Raw genomic sequence first — 19,044 nt, forward strand, 5'->3', positions numbered from 1 at the left:
AACGTCTGGCCGATGCATCCCCTACCCTTGTGGTTCGCCATCTGACTCTGCCTAAGATATTGATACAGCCCAACCCTAAGGAGCCGGGCTAGTCTTTCATCGGTCAATTTTTGCAGCTCTATGTGGCTGGCGAGCTTTTGGTTTGTAGCTACATTTAGGGAAGCTGGAGCAGGAGCGGAACTCCCCGTAGCTGCCATTTCGCATGATGATCACTCCTGACTTGCATGCTGGACACCGATCCTCTTGAACAACCTCCCCTTCAGTGTCGAAGACTTGGACAGTGTGTTCTTCCACCAACTCATCAAGAAATGGCGAGCAATAACCCATGACAGTAAACATGGCTACCGACCTTCGAGCCCGCGTTAGCGCAACATAAAACAAACGTCTTTCTTCGCTGTGGTGGTATGTGTCCCCCTCGGGCATGGCCAACATGAGCACAGGGTCATCCTCCCGAAGATTCGGAAACCCACGCTGAAGCATTGCAGGTAGGATCACATAGTCGGCCTCGGCGCCTTTAGACTTATGAATCGACTTGAATGTCAGATCGATGCGATCGCCATATCGCTGCTTCCACCCCTCTGGGACATAAACCACATCGTTGTTGTAACGTCCGAGGATGAAAATGGAAACTTTTCCACCTCGACCAAGAGGAATACTGCCATTTACAAGTCCAATGTACAGGTCTGCTAGGTAGCGGCTGATGGCACCGCTCAATTGCCCCCTTCCATCAACTTGGAATGCCTGTATGGCTGGCCCAATTGGAGGGGTGTCAGACCGTACGACTTTCTTTAGCTGAGCTGGATTCTTGGATATGAACTGACTAGAGATATCGCAGATTTCTTGAGTGCAACGGAAAGTCTGCTCCAATCGCAGAACCTGGCCATGCCCATACCATTCGAGAAAATTTGTCATTACAGAAACGTCGGCCCCTGCAAACCGGTTGATCGACTGCCAATCATCGCCTACAGCAAAAAAGTACCTACCAGGCTTCGCCACCAAGGCGCGGCAAAAGCGAGCGCGTGCACGAGAGGCGTCCTGATACTCATCGGCCATCACAAGGTCATACGGCGCCTCATATCCTTGCTCTAGACATTCGGCGGCTTCGTTAATCATATCCTCAAAATCAATCCCCTCCTCCAACTTCAGGGCGGCATCCCATGCACTGATCACGGGCAACGCAATCTCCAAAAACATCTGATAACGATATTTAAACCCCTGGCTTGAAATTGCCTCCAACCGGTTAGTCATCATGCCAGCACTCAAGCTATTGCTCTTGGCGTGACGTATGAATGTACGTATCAAGCCGATGAGCTCGCCATTTTCCATTGGCTTGCGGCCATTCTTTGGAATAGGTCGATCAGGATTTGGATCTAGCTGGATCCCTCGATCCGTCAGAGCAGTTCTTAAATGCTTGAAGGGTTCTTCAGTCCTCATCTGGTGTGAGGTAGTTTCAATAAGTTCCGTGCCGCGCAGCCGATGCTGATCGCGTTTCCAAGCGACCCCCTCTAGGTAGTTCTCGAAATGTGCCGGGGGCTGACCATCAGCATTCAATGCCAAGTGTTCGTGATAGAGGGAGATCCCAGGGTAGAAAAAATCGGGGTGATACTGACGATGATCTGCCGTAACCGTATCGTGCTCGTATGGTCGTTCGTATTGGTACTCAACACCATTGTAGAACAGCCAATTCGCGATCATGCACTCTTCTTGACTGGCGACGTGCTCCCCATGAAGAGTGAGCAATTGACCTATACCCTCTTTGTCCCATACGTCAGCTATCGGTCTTTGCCCCATGGGAGGTATGTCGCGATTGAATACCAGCCGAAAGAGATCCCAGTTCGTTCGAAATTCCTCTGATCGATCCTTAAGCTGGTCAACAAGATCGGACAGTTTTTCCGTGCATGCCGAATCTTTTACCGCCCAGGTTGGCACATTCGGCCGCCTCCCTTTCGCCTTGCCGATGATCAAAAGACCTAGCTTATGAAAAGTCAGCCCTTGGACGGAGACATTGTCCATTCCCAGGCGCTTGAACGACAACGCAGCCCGTTCCTCCAGCTCCTTCGACGCTGCGTCGTTGAACGCGAGCATTACAATCGAAGCTGGCTCGATATAACCACGGTGAATGCCGTAGGCAGCCTTGGCGACCATCGTCGACGTCTTTCCAGACCCAGCAGAAGCAATCGCTTGAACACGGTTATCGAAGCAGATTACAGCCCGCGCCTGCTGCTCCGTTAGCGGCTTGCTTTCCACTCGGTCGAATAGGTCTTGGCACTCGACGAGTTCGTTCAGAACATGCTGCTCATTTTCTCGCGTCCAAACGGCAGGCCAATCGTATTGCCAGCGCTTTAAATCTCGCTCGATCACACCGGCTCGATCAGAGACGGCTACCTGCACCTCAGGTGTTCTGAATAACTCCCACAACGCATCGTTGCTGATTCGCAAATTAGGGCGGTTACTCAGTACTGCCTGCTGTGCCAGATGAGTAATCCAGTGGTGTTTGACACGCACCGTATCGATCAATTGAATAGCGTCAGCTAACCAACTGCAAATTTGTGCGTAGTAGGAATCGAACCGCCGTTGACGGGAGTCAACAAGTAGCTGTCGTAGAGCTTCCTGCAATGCCGGTGTTTGTGCGTTGGGCAGACCATCCACTCGGGTACTATTTGGCTGACCTGCGCGAAATGTCAGATCCGTCCAGAACAGACCTTGGTGTATTCGTAGCAGCGGAAGATCCTCAATTGGGATTTCTTGCACCTGCTCCAGTACCCTCAGTTCCAACTGTTCGTCGCCTAGACGTAATCGCCATTGCGACGACATCGTAATGCGCCGCCCCCAGTCCGATGGAGCCCATTCCTGCGTCATGCGTCTTTCCGTGACCAAAAAGTTGTTGATCAGTGTATCGCAGCCGCCTGCGTCTGAACGTCAGCCAAGAAAAACTGAGGCCGCCAAGTGAAAAATGGCAGTAGTTAAATGAGCCCCAGTCGTCCAACCATATCCATGACCAGCCTGCGAATCACCCCCTACTGTTCATCCTCTCCAGGGTTTTTGAGCCCAAGCCATGCTTAGGTGCGCATACCCGTTGTCTTGCTCATCGCTACACATAAACCACCCAGGTTTTTTTTGTCAAAATTCGGGTGGCTTTGAAATCAAAAATAGCCGCGACTGACGTCGCAAAGAAGCGATCCCCCAGCCCTGCGGGCAAAGCCGCCCTGCCGCCCTTCCCTGTCATTTACTTCTTTCTAAATTTCCTAAAGGCAAGACAAAGGCGAAAGCATCGGCGAAGCAATCGAGTCGATTGCCCTAAAGTCTGTGGCAATCTGAAAAAAGCGATTTGATGGAGATCCCTGCTTTTTTTTTTGGTATCAAATATAAGAACTCCCTCGCTTTTTTTCATTTCAAGGGGGCTCGGGCCCTACCAGGGCTTCTAAATCTCACCTAGCAGCTCGTTGACCTCACCCCTGTTCTCGTCGATCTCGCCAGCTGTCGAGGCTCTGTATCGATTTGATCATGCGTTTTGGCTGCGAGCTCACGTCAGGAGCGGTTTGTGCTGACGCCAGACGCGAGCTAGCGCTTCATCGGCTTTTCGCTGAAGGTCGGAGCGGCTATGTACCAGATCAGTTCTCCTAGCTGACGGTACGAGCTGATCAACGTCCGAATCGACATTCAGCAATAGCGCCGAGAGGCTTGCGTGCATGGTTAAGACGGCGGCGACCACATCGCATTGCAAGAATGACTTCACACCTGGTAAGCCCCTCTCCGCAAGTTCGATGCCCTGAAGGCAGCATCTCGCAGCTGCGAGTGCACCTAAGGTAATTTCCAGTGTTCGCTGCTGACTGTGACCTTGAGAGTCAACCAGTGGCTCTTTGATAAAAGCACTGAACGCCCGAACATCATTATCGGCATGGGCCTTCATGACGGCCATCAGTTGCTCCACCTCATAGATGGTCTTTTTCCGCTCGTCCTCCTGGTCGCGGGCAGCGGATTTTCGTAGTGCCATGAGGAGAAGCGCAAGCCCGAAGCTGGCACAGACGCATGACGTGGCACCACAGCTTGGTACCGAAGTATCGGCCGCAATTTTGTTTCGAAAAGACTCGAGGCTTGATGACCAAATGCTCATCCGCATATCCTCCAAGGCAGTGTATTACTGATTGGGTCGTCGTTCTTCATCTGCTGGGCCCGGCGTAACCCTAGCTCCGTCACCCGCCGATTCCTCTTCGCTGCTGACGCGCTCGTCGTCCGTCAGCCCCTCACCGACGTCATGCTCATTCAACTGATCTCGGTGATCCTGCTCTGGTTCGTCGTCTCGCCACTGCTTTATGAGGATACCGACCTGCTGACGTAGGCATGTCAGCAGGTCAGCTATTTATCACCGTTCTCCGCGCGTCCCGCCATGGCTATGTTGTCCGCCGATTCGAGCTTTCTCTGCCTTGTCAGTTGCGAGATTGGCATTAGGCTCGCTTTTGCGCCCCGCCTCTTTGACTTTTTGAGGGTCATCGGAAAAGCCGTGATGCGGTTCTTGTCGTTTGGTCATGGCTGATCTCCTTCAAGCAAAAAATAGTTACCTTCATTTGAGGCGGCACCATGAGCTTCGTCCCACTGGCACGACCAACGGGTATTACTCGCCGCCTCAGTGAAAAATGTCTCTTCAAATGCGACTACTGCCGCTCAATCAACGCGGTCATTGTTCTGTTCCGGTGTTTCAATACCCGTTTCCGTTTCACCGTTCGGCCGCGTCGACGGTATCGAGGGTGCCTGATCATTTTCTGAATCACTCGGGTATCCGGGCAAGCCGCGCATCTTCCGGAGTCAGCACATTGCCCGCAGAGTCGCTTTCGTGATCCCAGTCTGTCGTCGCATTTGGATCTTCGTCGCGACCGGCAGTGCCCAAAATGCAGCCATCATCATTCGGATGGCTCGGGTCGTTTTCGGGCAAATTTTGAGTGCTGGTTGAATGCGGTTTCATAGCGGTTTCCAATGCGGTGTAGTGGGTCTTATTTGGAGTAACCCGGTGCATCCAAGTGCAGCGCAAGGGACAAGCGGTATAGATATCCGCTTCAGTAACCACCGGAACTGAAGAACACAGAGCCAAATGCCCATTCAGCCTGTCGAAGACATGAGGGTGGGGAAAAAGGATTTTTTCGGCGCTTCGCTCGCTGCCTGATTATCAGATCAATTGAATGAAGGATCGGTCATGGATCTCGTATTTCTGGGTACTTCATCAGCCGTTCCGAGCCGAAATCGAAACGTGAGCGGCATCGCCCTGATCGAATCCTTAGGCAGGGGTTGGTATCTGGTGGATTGCGGTGAAGCCACCCAGCACCAACTTCTACGCACCCCGTTGTCTTTACAACAGCTTCGCGGGTGCTTTATAACGCATGTACACGGTGATCATTGCTTCGGCTTACCCGGCCTGCTGGCCACTGCCGGCATGTCAGGGCGCCTCGAACCGCTCGATATAGTGTTGCCGGTTGCGTTACATGACTGGGTGCGCCTCAGCCTGAACGTCAGCAAGTCCTGCCTGCCCTTCGAGTTGCATTTGCATGCGACAGAAACCTTCAATGGCTGGCGAAACGGCAATGTTCAGGTCAACATCGTTACTCTCTCTCATCGCGTGCCTTGTTATGGTTTTGTATTTTCCGAATCAAATCCTGATCCGCGGCTGGATGTGCAACGTCTGGAAGCCGAGGGTATTCCTCGCGGCCCGCTTTGGGGTGAGTTGGCGCATGGACGTGAGGTTGAGCATGCCGGACGTCTATTTCGTGGGGAGCAATATTTACGTCCTGCGCGACCCGGTCAACGCATCATCATCTGTGGCGATAACGATACTCCCGAACTGCTAGCCGAGGTGGTTTCTGGTGCAGATGTGCTTGTGCACGAGGCAACCTTCACTCAGTCACTAATCGATCGTACTCGCGAGACTTATGGACATAGCAGTGCCGCCACCGTGGCGCGTTTTGCCGAGTCGGCCCGCATTCCAAATCTGGTTCTTACCCACTTCAGTGCACGCTATCAATCTAATCCCGAGCGAAGCCCGTTCATTGGAGATATCCGCGAGGAAGCAGCGGCATATTTCACCGGCGAGTTAATCCTGGCGCGTGATCTAGAACGTTACCACCTTGACCGGGATGGGCGCCTGAAAATTGCCATTGGCCCTCAGTCGCAATAGTTCTTACTTTATCGGTTTCCGAATTCAGACTCAGTAAATATTGAACAAGCACGCCTATTCAACATTCACAATATTAAGCGCGTTTTGAAGACGTGCTGACCATGCATCGAATCCACCATTTCCTTTCAAACTTTCAGTTAACCCGTCCTATCACGCCCGTCTTGAATCCCGGCGTGCATCAGAACAACCCCGATTGAATTTTTTGGTGCAGGATGGAAGCCAGTTCCTGACTGGGATATTGGGCTTTCACGCTCCGCGCTTTACAGCCGAGCGCATGACTAAAAGCACCAGCGTCCGTGAGGCCCTGGGCACTGCCACACAACCGACAGCGCACCAGTAGGCCGTCGAGTTTCCAGTGTTTGTTCCACGCTTCCAGCGGCAGGTAGGTCACGGACATTCAAAAGCAGTCCTTTTGCAATGAACGACAAGGGCTGAGTGCGCGTAAAACCACTCACTATGGCAATGGTAGGCCGGCCTCCGGGGGGCTGGTGTCCAGTAGGCGAAAAAAAGCCCACCGAAGGTTTTTTTGTGAGGGGACATTGTTCCGGAACACACTTAGCCGTGGCGGCTCACTTCCGCATCCGCATCTGCTTAGGCAGTTGGCTCCCTTCCTCAGTGGGTGAAGGGCAGAAAACGGCCGATTGTGTTGAAAAAGTCGGCTTCGGTTTTCAGGTCAGAAAAGAACGCATCTGAGATTGAAATCCGCACTACGCGCAGAAGGATCAGGACTCAGATTTTACGTAGCAGCGTACAAAAGTGACCTGGGGCGGGTTTCTGCCGGCGACCGGCGACAGCATCGTGCGCTACCTCGCGGAGTACGCCGATCAGCACGCCATCAGCACCCTCAAGCAGCGGCTGGCCGCCCTGGCTCAGTGGCACATCACCCAGGGCTTTCCCGATCCAACCAAGACGCTCAACGTTCGGCAAATGATCAAGGGCATCCGCACCTTGCATCCGGCCCAAGAGAAACAGGCAGCCCCTCTCCTTCTACTGCACCTCGAACAAGCTGTCGGTTGGCTTGAGCGCGAAGCGGCTCTTGCGGCCGAGCGTGGCGACTTCAGAAGTGTGATGAAGCACCGGCGCGACATCGCCTTGGTGCTGATCGGGTTCTGGCGGGGTTTTCGCGGTGACGAGCTGGCACGCTTACAGGTCGAGCACACCCAGGCAACCTCCTGACCGCGGATGAAGTGAAATCCCATTGCCGCCGTGGAATGACCGCCTATAAGGTTCCGAAGATCGTCGTCTTCATGGACCATTTACCGAAATCCACCGTCGGCAAGGTTTTGCGTCGGGAACTGCGTGATCTTGGCTGAAAGGATGACTACTCGAGTGATGAGTCGATCCGTTGTCGCCTCGGCTCTAAACCGCTCCGGAACGCTCCAGACTTGGGCGCAAGCCCAAATCTGCGCGCACTGGCATTCTGTCATTTAGGAATTGAATGGCGGCTATGTGGGTCAAGAGATAGTGGCTTTTTAGACGATGAAAACGCCTACTAAACAGGTGACCATCCATTTTTGTAGGATGTTTTGAACTCCTGGATATCGCCTGTTGGCGCTGATTGAAAACTGACCCACCCTGCCGATTGAAAATTGACCCAGGGCGGATTGCTGATTTTTTGCCCCAGCAATTGTGGATAAGCTTAGCAGCAGTGTCCCGGTTGAACGGTCATCAAGCCCCACCGCATAAAGGCATGCGGCAGGGTGTTTATGGTGCAGATCAAAACGGTTCATCGTCCTCGATACCATCTTCGTCCTTGCGCTTTCGTTCACGTGATTTGATCTTGGTTGCGCGGCCAGAGTGCTGTGTTGCAGGCGGTAGGACTCGTTGCCCGTTTCGACGATGTGGCAATGGTGTGTCAACCGATCCAGCAACGCTGTGGTCATCTTGGCGTCGCCGAACACACTCGACCATTCCGAGAAGCTGAGGTTGGTGGTGATGACCACGCTGGTGTGCTCGTACAGCTTGGACAGCAGGTGAAATAACAGCGCGCCGCCGCTCTGGCTGAAGGGCAAATACCCCAGTTCATCGAGTATCACCAGGTCTGTGCGAAGCAGCCCTTGAGCGATCAGGCCACTCTTGCCGTCGTACTTTCACGCTCCAGCAGATTGACCAGATCCACTGTGGAAAAGAAGCGCACGCGTTTGTTATGCGTCGTGGTTCCGGACACGGCCAGGGCGCTGCCCAAATTTGTTTTGCCCGTTCCAGGCCCGCCGATGAACACGACATTCTGCGCGGTATCGGTGAACTCCAGGTTGGACAGATCCCTGACCAAGCGGGCGTCTGCGCTGGAAGCGCTGAAGTCGAAGCCTGCCAAATCACGATGCATGGGGAGTTTGGCCATGTTCATCTGATGATTCACAGACCGTACGGCGCGATCTGCATGTTCCTGTTGAAGCAGATGTTCGAGCAGCCATTTCGACGACGCCGTCGAAGCTTCTCCTTGGGAAGCCAGTTCTTCCCTGGCGCTGGCCATGCCATGCAGACGCAGTTCGTTGAGTTCCGCCATAAGATCACGCATTGCGAGTCTCCTCATCGGTGGTACGGAGCCGGTCGTAGCGCGCCGTATTGGCGACAGGCGCTATCTTGAGTTGAAGGCTGGTTTCGGCGGACGGAGGGGCTGCTGTCGATGTCAGTCGAGCCAGGACATTCAGGATGTGGTCAGCGCTGAAGCTGCCTGATTCAAGTACCAACTCCACCGCCACCAACACGGCATCGAGCCCGGCGATGGGAACAGCCGCCAGTACCTGCGTCATGATTCGATCACCGTTGGTGTGACGCCTCAGACCGCGTTTTAGCAGTTGCAACGGCTTCGGCAGATCAGCAAACGGAGCGCCATTGCGCAGCGCTCCGGGCTTGCGTTCGATGAGCGGGATGTAATGCTGCCAGTCAAAACTGACCTGATCTCGATCAAAGAGGCGCTCGTGACTGGCAATCATCGTTTCATCGGCGATGACTACAATCCGTGAAGGATACAGACGGCTGCTGACCCACTGGCCGACCCGCTCACACGGCACCGAGTAGCGATTTCGCGCCACGCTGATCAAACAGGTGCTGGAAACTCTTACCGTACGTTCAACGTAACCATCAAAGGCGGTCGGCATCGGCATCAATTCAGCGCGTTCCAGCTCCAGGACGTCTGCCACTGTCAGCCCGTTGTACTGCGGGTGCAGCAGCTCACCCCAGAGCGCACGGCAGCGTTGGCCGAGCCAGGCATTCAGTTCCTCGAAGGTGTGGAACATGCAGTTTTGAGCATCGAGCCAGATGCGCCGTCGGCTGTCTTGGACGTTCTTTTCAACGATGCCTTTTTCCCAGCCGGAGGCCACGTTGCAGAAGTCCGGGTCGAACAGGTAGTGGGCACACATCACGGCAAACCGGGCATTGACCGTGCGGCCCTTACCCTTGTTGACCTTGTCGACAGCGGTCTTCATGTTGTCGTAGATGCCGCGACGCGGCACCCCACCTAACGCGCCAAACGAGCGGGTATGGGCATCAAACAACATCTCGTGGCCTTGGCTGGGATACGCAACCAACCAAAATGCGCGACTGGCACACAGCTTCATATGCGAGACCTGGATGCGTCGGAACAGGCCGCCGATCAGCAGACCTTCTTCGCTCCAGTCGAATTGAAAGGCCTAGCCGAGTGCAAACGTCAGCGGTACAAAGGCCCGTAAAGACTTGCCTTGCTCGCCGCGCCACGCGCGTATGAAGGCGGTGAGCTGGCTGTAGCCGCCGTCGTAACCCTCCGCCTTGATCTGTTCGAAGAGTGCTTTGGCGCTCCTGCGGTTGTGCTTTGCCCGAAACGAATCGGCCTTGAGCGCCTGCTCCAGCGTCTGGTGAAATGGACTGAGTTTGTTGAAGGCTGCGCACCGCGGGTACGCCGGCTGAGTGGCTTCGGGCGCTCTGACCCATTTTCGAATGGTGTTTCTCGACAGCCCGGTACGCTTGGCTATCTGATGCAGCGACAGCTTGTCGCGAAAGTACATGCGCCGAATTTTCCCCAACATTTCCATGCTGATCACCCTGTGTTCTCCTGCTCGGAAAGTGAGCAGAAGCAGTTGAACACCTGGGTCAGTTTTCAGTCGGCAGAACAGCCTTTACTGGGTCAGTTTTCGGTCAGCGGCAACACAAATGGACTTCAGTAATTTTCATTGATCGATCTCCGGAATGGTGAGAATGAGCTTCCCAATGAACCCCTTACTCAGGAATGCCTCATGCGTTTTATAAATTTCCTTTAGAGGAAAGGTTGGCAGATAGGGCACCTCTGCCGGGTTACCGATATCAGGCCATTGGCGGAACTCTAGTTCAGGGGCGAGCGTTGACAGGCACCCAGATCAAAGCGTCAGCCGGCCACCGCTGCGGCGACAAATTACCTGTTCGATCCTGCTAACTATCTGTATCCACGGCTATCTCAACCGCATCAAGACCGCCGCAGCGAACTTCGCCTACGGGGCATCGAAGGACGCTATAGATCTGCGAAATCACCTGCATCGTTGCGTCTTCGATCGTTCCTTCATTACGGCATAAAACCCAGCCGTGATCTGCAATCGCTCGCTCGAACGCCTTGGTACACGCGACATGTTCTTCCAGCTTATGGATCACAGTACTGCTCAGCCCGCGCTGGCGCGCCGCTGCCCTCGCCCATGAAATTTCAGGGGCGGTGACAACCCCGACATGCAGGTCTGGCACTCGCACGTTTCGATCAATGTTCAACTGTAGAATCTCGGCAAACGGGATTATCCGGCGAAACGCGGCATCAGACGGGTACCAGCGATCGATCAAGATGATGCTGTCTGGTGGCTGTTTAGCCAGCACGTGCTGGGAAATCCAGGTGCGGCTATCAGCAAAGCGCTCACAAACCCCCAACTCCAAATCCCGGGTGGGATTTCTGACGAGCTTGTTAACGAGGGCCATTGTTTCACCCCTATAGGGATCGCTTTTTTTCTCGCAAAGTCGGATCACCTTTTTGTTGTCTGCCCTCAGTACTTTCGTAACGGCCTCCAACAGTGTGGTTTTGCCGGTTCCCTTGGGCCCATCTAGAGAAACAAACAGCGGACGATTCATTCTTCACATAACGATTGATATACGGTTTTTTTTGCCCGGTTCGTTCGCTGGAACCGCTTGGCGCGACTACGCGAATCGAATGGAGGGACCTTATGAACAGACATTGATGAACACTCTAACCTGATTTCTGGCTAACGGGTCTCAGAATCCAGGGTTACAGCCGCTTATGAACATCGGTCATCGCCCATAAGTTAAACGTCAGGTCATGTCATAGATGTTCATGAGCTGTCCAATTCCACTAACCTCCGGCGCTCCCTCCACCTCCGTTCCCTGAAAACTCAGAGGCTTGAGCGACTCTCCTTATTCCCAGTCTCACACCGCGGTTTCACAAATCTCCGGTTCGGCCTGCTGCTCAAACCAGCGATTGGCTGCCTGAGGATCTATCTGCTAAATCTATAGTTAACACTCCGACATTCTAGCTCGCCCGTTCTCCTATGACGCGGCAGTTCATCCCATTTCCGATTTTCCCTCCGTACGCTTACTGGCGACCAAACCAGGAAAATCATTTCCCGACAAATATTCATGTCGCAGCTCGACTGAGCAAAATTGATCCATCGTGCCTCCCGTTCATTAGTACTTGGTACGCTCACCGCTACATAAATTGGATTGCCCACAACTGGAACTACCAGAACCCCCAGCTCCAGTACTACAGCTGCATTCATGGCTTGGAGAAAATGATCAACTGGAGCTTTGCCAACAATCTCTCACTGCTGGATTGGACTCGCGCTGATTATGAAAGCTACGCAGACTTCATCAGAAGCCCTGCCGATGATTGGGCCATCGCTGGCAAGCAGCCTCGATTCATCGTAAGCCCCGGCATGGATTACAGAGATTGGCCAATCAATCCTCACTGGAAGCTTTTTCAGCGAGCTCGTGCTGCTGACTCAAGTTCTGAAATCGACAAAAACGTTTGGAAGCGCGAAATCAGGTGCGTCACTCAGTTCCTGGACTTTTACCTCAAGGACGTAGGATCCACCCGGCGAAACGTCGCCTCAGGAAAACTGGAATCCCTGGTTTTCAAAGCGTCACAGGCACGGGGGGGTAATTTCAGACGCCGAGATGGCCTGGATCTTCGAAAAGCTTCCTAGCCTGTTAGATACGCATAGATTCCGCATAATTGAAATGTATCTGACGATAGCCAGGTATTCAGACCAGCCTATGTGGAATGTCCTTGGTACTGCATCAAGTCCAGGCTGTTTAGATCAATTCACCCGAGGGGCTGATGGTAGATGGCTGGAATATCACCCGAAAAAAAGAGTCCCCGTACCGTTGTCGACGGAATTTGATACGGTCTTCGATCGATATCTTCTATACCTGAATATTGAGCCTGACCAGCCTCCTCCGGCATCAGCTTTGTTCCCAAAGGAAGATTCAATCGGCGCCTATGACAGCAAAGGGCTCTTGCGCATCTTAACTTCGGTTAGGCAGACGCTGGCAGATGCAGCTAAGGCGTCCAATAACCCGGCGATTTCCGAGGCCTCTGAGAAGATCCTCGGACTGACGATGGCGCTGATTAGAAACCGTGCTCCCGCTGACGATTGAAAGTCGCCCAAAGGGTCCCGGTCAGCGAAAACAGATATTCTAAGAGGATACTTTTGTTTGCAAGGAGCACCCAATGATCGGAAATCAGCCCTCGGAATGGTTCCAAATGGCTGACGTTAGGCGCCGGCGCTTGGCCGCCGGGATTTGGATTCCACTGCGCCAGTGCGAGACCTTGGCGGAGCGTGGGATGTACGGCCAACCGGGGTACTTCAGTGAATCGCTGAGCGTAGGTTCGCTCGCGGTGCATGCCGGTCAACGCGCCATAGGAGAGCGCCTAAGTTGGGATGACATCGGCCTATCCATGACCCCAGCCCCTATGCCTTCAAAGACGGCCGTTACAAGCCCGCTGATGAGTACTTATTCAATGAAGACGAGCCTTCGGTGGGCACGGAACTCGTACTTCTGAATAGTTTCAATGGGGATCACGATACCGAATGGATGGTAAACCAAGATCTCATTCTGGCACTCGGACTTCTTCGTGAGGGAGACGTATGGGTGAGCCCTCGCGGGCCTGTTGATTGAATGCGTTAATCAGGAACCATTGGCCGCCAGCAGCAGGCTGCAGCAAGTCAATGGTCCAAGACGCTGAGGTAATGGCGGCGGGGTCGATAAAGGCATTCGTGTCAGCAAGCAGTAAACTGTCTGCCAGCGCGATCAATGCGACAGCGGGGTCAACACCCTGCGCGTCCTGATGACGCACCCACATCAGGAGTTCTGGATTTTCAGCACCTGACACTGTCAGCGACCCTCCCGCTGGACGCATTTCGAAGTGGCACCCGCAAGCGGTTACAACCTGCCTATCCAGCTCCTGCGCTTGGCAATGCGAAGGCACTTTGTATGACCGATATTCCAATGGCTCAAGAGTCGCTTGCCTGACACGCGGCTCGGCGAACAGCATGGTGGTGCGCAGTGCCAAATCATCGCCAGACATGCAATCCACCGTTACCGAAACCTCCGATCGGCGATGTCGGAACACGCGGCTGTTGAACGTCTGCGCCTGTGTCACAGGGCTTATAAAAGTAACCTGAGCGGACTTGAGGGGCGGCAGCCCCCCTGCACTTCGGTGCAAGATTGCTTGCAGCGATAGCGCCGCAGATAGCCCGTTAAATACCGTTCCACCCTGCAACCAATAAGCAGGAGCCTCAAATGGCTCACCGGGATCAAATTGTTCCACCAGCCGGGCCAACGAAGTCATCTCAGTTCTCCTCTGCGTCTCGAAACGGTCCTGGCTCGCATTGCTCATGCGGATTGAGTACGCGCATCCACATCACTTGCAGACTCCGGTCTGATCTTGAACCAGAGGGAGTACATCGCTGGCAGGAACACCAATGTCAGCACTGTGCCGGCAAACGTACCGCCAATCAGCGTGTACGCCAGCGTGCCCCAGAACACCGAATGGGTCAGCGGAATGAAAGCCAACATCGCTGCCATCGCCGTGAGGATCACCGGCCGCGCCCGCTGTACAGTGGCTTCGACCAATGCGTCATAAGGCGCCAGACCGGCTTGCTCATTGGAATGAATCTGACCGATAAGGATCAGCGCGTTGCGCATCAGAATCCCTGACAACGCAATCAGTCCCACCAAGGCGTTGATCCCGAACGGCTGTTGGAACAGCAGAAGAATCGGCACCACACCAATCAGCCCCAGAGGCGCGGTGGCGAAAACCATGATCATCGCCGACATCGAGCGCACCTGAATAATGATGGTCAGCAACATCAGCGCGATCATGATCGGGAACAACGGCAGCAATGCCTTGTTCGCTTTACCCGACTCCTCGATCGCGCCTGCCAACTCAATCCGGTAGCCCACAGGCAACTGTTCAATGACCGGTTGCAGTTGCTTCATCACGGCGCTGGAGACATCTGGTGGCTGAAGACCTTCAGCCACATCACCGCGTACGGTGATGGTCGGAGTACGGTCACGCCGCCGCAGAATGGGCTCTTCCATGCGTGCATCCACCGTCCCAACCTGAGACAGCGATACCCGTTGACCCTGAGCACCGGTCAGCGTGAAGGCGTCAATTTTTGAAGGATCCAGACGTGTGTTTCCCGCAGACCGAGCGACCACCTGGACCGAACGGATGTCTTCACGCACTTGGGTGACAGGCGCTCCGGTCAACAGGAACTGCAGCTGCTGAGCAACATCAGTGGAGGTCAAGCCAAATGCCTGCAAACGGTCCTGATCCAGTGTGAGATGGAGTGCCGGAGCGCGCTCGCCCATGTCTGTGTTGACGGTTCTCATCATCGGACTAGCAGCCATGACCTCGCGCACCTGTGCGGCGATATCGCGCAACACTGTCCGGTCCGCTCCCATAACACGAAAGGCCACCGGGTACGGCGAATAAGGACCGAACACCAACTGTGTTACACGCACCCGTGCTTCAGGCGCCAAACCATCAGCCGCGGCTTGCCGCAGCCGGATTTTGAGCGCCTCGCGCTCTTCCTGGCTCGCCGTCAGCACGACGATTTTTGCAAACGAAGGATCGGGTAACTCAGGTGCCATCGCCAGATAGAAGCGTGGCGCGCCCTGACCAATGTAGGCGGTAACTATCCGAGCCTCCGGTTGTTTTGCCAACCACGCCTCGACCTTGGCCGCCGCCGCATCGGTTTGCTCGATCGACGTCCCGTACGGCATCTGCACCTCAACCAGCACCTCGGGCCGGTCTGATGTAGGGAAGAACTGTTTCTTCACCAAGCCCATGCCAAGAATCGCCACAATGAACAAGGCCACGACGGATATCGCCACAAGGCCTTTACGGCGAATGACCGCCCCCAACAGACGCCTGAAACGCAGGTAATTCGGTGTACCGTAAATCGCTGCATGCCCCCCCTCAGGCACCTTGATCTGCGGCAGCAGTTTGACGCCCAGGTAAGGTGTGAACACCACTGCCACCACCCAGGAGGTAATGAGCGCAATGCCGACGATCCAGAACATATTGGCGGTGTATTCACCGGCCGTAGATTTGGCAAAACCGTTGGGCATAAAGCCTATGGCAGTGACCAGCGTGCCCGACAACATGGGGGCTGCCGTATGGCTCCAGGCATAGGCGGAGGCTTTGATGCGGTCGTAGCCCTCCTCCATCTTCACCACCATCATTTCAATGGCAATGATTGCATCGTCCACAAGTAGCCCCAGCGCCAGAATCAACGATCCCAGCGTAATCCGGTCAAAGTCTTTACCTGTGGCAGCCATGACAATGAACACCGCAGCCAGAGTCAACGGCACCGCCGCAGCGACGACGATGCCGACTCGCCATCCCATGCTGAGGAAGCACACCAGCAACACCACCCCTAGCGCCGCGAAAAATTTGACCATGAACTCGTTGACGGATCCGCCAATATTCACCGCCTGATCGGTGACCTTGGTCAGCGTCATGCCTAAAGGCATTTGCTCATTGATCGACGTTGTCTCGGCGTCGAGCGCCTTACCTAAATCAAGGCCGTTCCAGCCATCGCGCATCACTACGCCGAGCAATAATGCCGGCTCTCCGTTGTTGCGCACCGAGAACGTAGAGGGGTCCTCATAACCACGCTTGACCTCAGCCACATCGGATAATTTGAGGGTTCTGCCCTGCACTACCAACGGCGTATCTCGAATCTTCTGCAAGTCATCAAACGCACCATCCAGTCGGATGAAAACCTGTGGGCCCTTCGCCTCAACCGAACCGGCCGGAGTCATCATGTTCTGCGCGTTCATCGCACTGAAGATATCTCGTGCGGAAACACCCAGTGTCGCCAGACGCTCGTATGAAAATTCGACAAAAATGCGCTCGGACTGCTCACCGATGATATTGACCTTCTTCACTCCCGCCACATGCAGCAGACGCTGGCGCAAGACCTCGGCCTCGCGCACCAGCAAGCGCTGCGGTTCGCCCTTGGCCTTTAGCGCATATAGAGCGAAGGTGACATCGGCATACTCATCATTGACCATCGGGCCGATCACCCCGGACGGCAACCCCTTCTCCTCATCAAGGATTTTCTTGCGCGCCTGGTAAAACTCCTCCGGGACGGCGGAGGGCGGCGTGCCGTCGAGCAGATAAACTGTGGTGAAAGCCAAGCCTGGCCGGGTAAAGGTCTCGGTCCGGTCGTACCAACGCAGTTCCTGCATGCGCTTTTCCAGCTTTTCAACCACCTGGTCCTGCATCTCCTGAGCAGTCGCCCCAGGCCAGGCAGTAACCACCGTCATTTGTTTGATGGTGAAGGCAGGGTCTTCCGCGCGCCCCAGTTTGAAGAAGGCATACAGCCCACCTACGGAAATCAGCAGAATCAAAAACAGCGTGATCGAACGCTCACGCACCGCCAGTGCGGACAGATTGAACCCGATCATCGGCGCACCTCGGCCACCGGTGCTTGGGCGCTGACTGCCGTTTGAGACCTGACCCGCTCCCCTTCACTTAACAGATGCGCGCCCAGCGCAACGATACGATCGTCGATCTGGAGGTTGCCCGTAACTCGAGCAGTTTCTGCATTGCTTAGGCTGAGGATCGTGACAGGGCGCCACGTCACCTGCTCAGGCTCGCCTCCAACGGCCCAGACACCAGGACCTTTACCCGCGTCGTAGAGGGCAGCGATAGGCACTTGTAATTCATTGGAATTGGCGACAGGCGTACCGTCTATAGCAACTGAGATGGTCGAACCCAGGATGGCATTAGCAAGCGCGCCCTCCAACACATAGCGCGCCTCAAATGTACGGGTTTGCCGGTCAGCCGAATCGGACAACTGGCGTAAACGCGCGCTGCCTGCACGTTGGTTTTGCCCATAAAGTTCAACCGTCGCCGACGACCCTAACGCAGGACGTAGCGTTTCAGGCAACTGGATCACCGCCTCGCGCTGCCCGGAATGGGCAACACGTACCACTACCTGACCTGCGCCTATCACCTGCCCCGGCTCTGCCAAGGTGTCCACAACAACCCCGTCAGCATCAGCCAGCAACGTCGAATAGCCGGTGGAGTTTCTCGCCACATCAGCCTGGGCTTTGGCCGCGTTAAGCTGCGCTTTCGCCGAGTCGGCAGCCGCTTTGATCCCTGCGTAAGCTGAAGCAGATACAGCACCAACAGACACCAAATCACGGTAGCGAAGCTCATCATCGGAGGTCTGCCGGGATCGGGCCATGGCGGCCAGCACCGCTTCCTGCTGCGCCCGCGCGGTCAGCGCCAGATCATTAGCATCGATTCGCATGAGTGGCTGCCCGCGCTTGACGCTCTGCCCAGTGTCCACCAAACGTTCCAGCACTTTCCCAGGAACTCGAAATCCGAGATCGCTCTGAACTCGAGCTGCGACGATACCGGTGAAGACGCGATCTGCAGGCGCGGAGGGTTGAACCACCGCGATGCGCACCAAGGGCACTTGGAGGCGAGGATCTGGAGGTATGGCCTCGTTGCATGCGGCTAAGGCAAACGGCAATAAGCCAATGAAAATGAATCGCATGTGGCGGCGCTGGATCATAGAGACCTCTTGGAAGCGGATGCACCATGCTTATTCAAGTGACCAAATATGTCAATGGTCACTATTCAGGCAATTGAAAGTTGCCTTGCTGATCAGAGCAACACAGAGGGGTTTGTGATCTGATTTTTCAGATATGCATGCGGCTGCGGATGCGCAACGGATCCAGCAGCCAAGCCTTTTAAGGCATCAGACCGCGTAGAATCAGGTTGGAAATGAGCCCAGGAGCCTCTTCAACAACATCCAGGTTGTACTGCAACAGCAAAGGATTGATGAAGGGCCGTAGAGCGAGATGAATCGATTCCACTGTCTCGTCCAACGGTGTCTTGCGCTCAAACTCACCGAGTTCCCGCCCCTCTCGCACGATCTGCAGCACGAAGCTCTTGATCCGCGCGTCATAGACTCGTGAGCTGGGCCAGCTTTCCGAAGCGGCGAACGCCGCGATGTCATAAAGTTTTCGGTCATTAAAAAACAGGTCTACACCCTTGGCGATCAGGGTTTTGACCAACCGTCGAAAGCGCTCAGTCGCTGAGATACCCTCAACATTGGTGGCCTGCTCAACAGCCGCAACGATTTCCGACAGACAATTTCTACAAATAGCCTCACCAATCGCCTGCTTGGAATCAAAGAACTTGTAGATGTAAGCCTTGGAAAAACCGATGGCTTTGGCCAGGTCGGAGACTGTTGTCTTGCTGTAACCGTATTGACTGAAATGTTCGTTGGCCGCCGCGACAATCTGGTCTCGGATGTCGTGATCGGCTGGGCCACGGGCGCTGGGCGTAGAAACTGATGGTTGGTTCATGCGAGCAGCTTACGCACCCTGAAGGTAGTTGACAA

General features: G+C 54.7%; 15 protein-coding genes and 3 pseudogenes. 5 read left to right on the forward strand and 13 right to left on the reverse strand.

The genetic code is table 11. The features are described 5' to 3' along the window. Nucleotides 1-96: 96 nt before the first annotated feature. From F8N21_RS09960 to F8N21_RS09975, 4 genes are all read right to left on the reverse strand, one after another. Nucleotides 97-2,859: a UvrD-helicase domain-containing protein gene (locus tag F8N21_RS09960; protein WP_150641961.1), complete on the reverse strand. Its 2,763-nt coding sequence runs from the start codon at nucleotides 2,857-2,859 to the stop codon at nucleotides 97-99. A gap of 664 nt (nucleotides 2,860-3,523) precedes the next feature. Continuing rightward, on the reverse strand, nucleotides 3,524-4,114 hold the full coding sequence (locus F8N21_RS09965) for a cyclodeaminase/cyclohydrolase family protein (RefSeq protein ID WP_191624273.1): 591 nt from the start codon (nucleotides 4,112-4,114) through the stop codon (nucleotides 3,524-3,526). Between the two features lie 249 nt (nucleotides 4,115-4,363). After that, nucleotides 4,364-4,528, reverse strand: a complete 165-nt coding sequence (locus F8N21_RS09970; protein ID WP_150641963.1) for a general stress protein — start codon at nucleotides 4,526-4,528, stop codon at nucleotides 4,364-4,366. A 237-nt stretch (nucleotides 4,529-4,765) separates the two neighbouring features. Then, on the reverse strand, nucleotides 4,766-4,960 hold the full coding sequence (locus F8N21_RS09975) for a hypothetical protein (protein ID WP_191624281.1): 195 nt from the start codon (nucleotides 4,958-4,960) through the stop codon (nucleotides 4,766-4,768). Between the two features lie 228 nt (nucleotides 4,961-5,188). On the opposite strand from F8N21_RS09975, the gene F8N21_RS09980 reads away from it, so the two are divergent. Beyond that, the gene (locus F8N21_RS09980) at nucleotides 5,189-6,163 is read left to right on the forward strand and encodes a ribonuclease Z (protein ID WP_150641964.1); all 975 of its coding nucleotides are present in this window, start codon (nucleotides 5,189-5,191) and stop codon (nucleotides 6,161-6,163) included. Between the two features lie 178 nt (nucleotides 6,164-6,341). On the opposite strand, the gene F8N21_RS09985 is transcribed toward F8N21_RS09980, so the two are convergent. Then, nucleotides 6,342-6,560 (reverse strand): hypothetical protein, encoded by a 219-nt coding sequence (locus F8N21_RS09985; RefSeq protein WP_150641965.1) that lies wholly within the window; start codon nucleotides 6,558-6,560, stop codon nucleotides 6,342-6,344. Between the two features lie 359 nt (nucleotides 6,561-6,919). Between F8N21_RS09985 and F8N21_RS09990 the strand changes: the two genes are divergently transcribed. Both F8N21_RS09990 and F8N21_RS09995 read left to right on the forward strand, forming a co-directional pair. Beyond that, nucleotides 6,920-7,339: a hypothetical protein gene (locus F8N21_RS09990; RefSeq protein ID WP_150641966.1), complete on the forward strand. Its 420-nt coding sequence runs from the start codon at nucleotides 6,920-6,922 to the stop codon at nucleotides 7,337-7,339. Continuing rightward, nucleotides 7,324-7,476 (forward strand): annotated as a pseudogene (locus F8N21_RS09995) (AMP-binding enzyme); the annotation flags it as partial. The gene F8N21_RS09990 and the pseudogene F8N21_RS09995, both read left to right, overlap by 16 nt. A 159-nt stretch (nucleotides 7,477-7,635) precedes the next feature. Here the strand turns inward: F8N21_RS09995 and F8N21_RS10000 are convergent. The 4 genes and pseudogenes from F8N21_RS10000 to F8N21_RS10015 all read right to left on the reverse strand — a co-directional run bounded on the left by F8N21_RS10000 (nucleotide 7,636) and on the right by F8N21_RS10015 (nucleotide 11,224). After that, complete coding sequence (locus F8N21_RS10000) at nucleotides 7,636-7,893, reverse strand: hypothetical protein (RefSeq protein ID WP_150641967.1); 258 nt, start codon at nucleotides 7,891-7,893, stop codon at nucleotides 7,636-7,638. Continuing rightward, nucleotides 7,880-8,681, reverse strand: a pseudogene (gene istB / locus F8N21_RS10005) (IS21-like element helper ATPase IstB). Before istB ends, F8N21_RS10000 begins: the two are co-directional and overlap by 14 nt. Further along, a pseudogene (istA, locus tag F8N21_RS10010) lies at nucleotides 8,674-10,173 on the reverse strand (IS21 family transposase). Before istA ends, istB begins: the two co-directional pseudogenes overlap by 8 nt. Nucleotides 10,174-10,546: 373 nt before the next feature. After that, nucleotides 10,547-11,224 (reverse strand): dTMP kinase, encoded by a 678-nt coding sequence (locus F8N21_RS10015; RefSeq protein WP_150641968.1) that lies wholly within the window; start codon nucleotides 11,222-11,224, stop codon nucleotides 10,547-10,549. A gap of 674 nt (nucleotides 11,225-11,898) precedes the next feature. Between F8N21_RS10015 and F8N21_RS30815 the strand changes: the two genes are divergently transcribed. After that, a complete protein-coding gene (locus F8N21_RS30815; RefSeq protein WP_224788196.1) occupies nucleotides 11,899-12,312 on the forward strand; it encodes a hypothetical protein in 414 nt (137 codons plus the stop codon). Continuing rightward, the gene (locus tag F8N21_RS30820; RefSeq protein WP_224788197.1) at nucleotides 12,284-12,766 is read left to right on the forward strand and encodes a hypothetical protein; all 483 of its coding nucleotides are present in this window, start codon (nucleotides 12,284-12,286) and stop codon (nucleotides 12,764-12,766) included. Before F8N21_RS30815 ends, F8N21_RS30820 begins: the two co-directional genes overlap by 29 nt. Nucleotides 12,767-13,220: 454 nt before the next feature. On the opposite strand, the gene F8N21_RS10025 is transcribed toward F8N21_RS30820, so the two are convergent. From F8N21_RS10025 to F8N21_RS10040, 4 genes are all read right to left on the reverse strand, one after another. Then, the gene (locus F8N21_RS10025) at nucleotides 13,221-13,961 is read right to left on the reverse strand and encodes a thioesterase family protein (protein ID WP_150641969.1); all 741 of its coding nucleotides are present in this window, start codon (nucleotides 13,959-13,961) and stop codon (nucleotides 13,221-13,223) included. A gap of 44 nt (nucleotides 13,962-14,005) precedes the next feature. After that, nucleotides 14,006-17,092, reverse strand: coding sequence for an efflux RND transporter permease subunit (locus F8N21_RS10030; RefSeq protein ID WP_150641970.1), 3,087 nt, complete (start codon nucleotides 17,090-17,092; stop codon nucleotides 14,006-14,008). Continuing rightward, nucleotides 17,089-18,210, reverse strand: a complete 1,122-nt coding sequence (locus F8N21_RS10035) for an efflux RND transporter periplasmic adaptor subunit (RefSeq protein WP_150641971.1) — start codon at nucleotides 18,208-18,210, stop codon at nucleotides 17,089-17,091. The genes F8N21_RS10030 and F8N21_RS10035 overlap by 4 nt, the downstream gene beginning before the upstream one ends. Before the next feature lie 178 nt (nucleotides 18,211-18,388). Then, complete coding sequence (locus tag F8N21_RS10040) at nucleotides 18,389-19,009, reverse strand: TetR/AcrR family transcriptional regulator (RefSeq protein WP_150641972.1); 621 nt, start codon at nucleotides 19,007-19,009, stop codon at nucleotides 18,389-18,391. Nucleotides 19,010-19,044 lie beyond the last annotated feature (35 nt).

The sequence above is a fragment of the Pseudomonas fluorescens genome (assembly GCF_902497895.1).
GTDB lineage: Bacteria > Pseudomonadota > Gammaproteobacteria > Pseudomonadales > Pseudomonadaceae > Aquipseudomonas > Aquipseudomonas fluorescens_BP.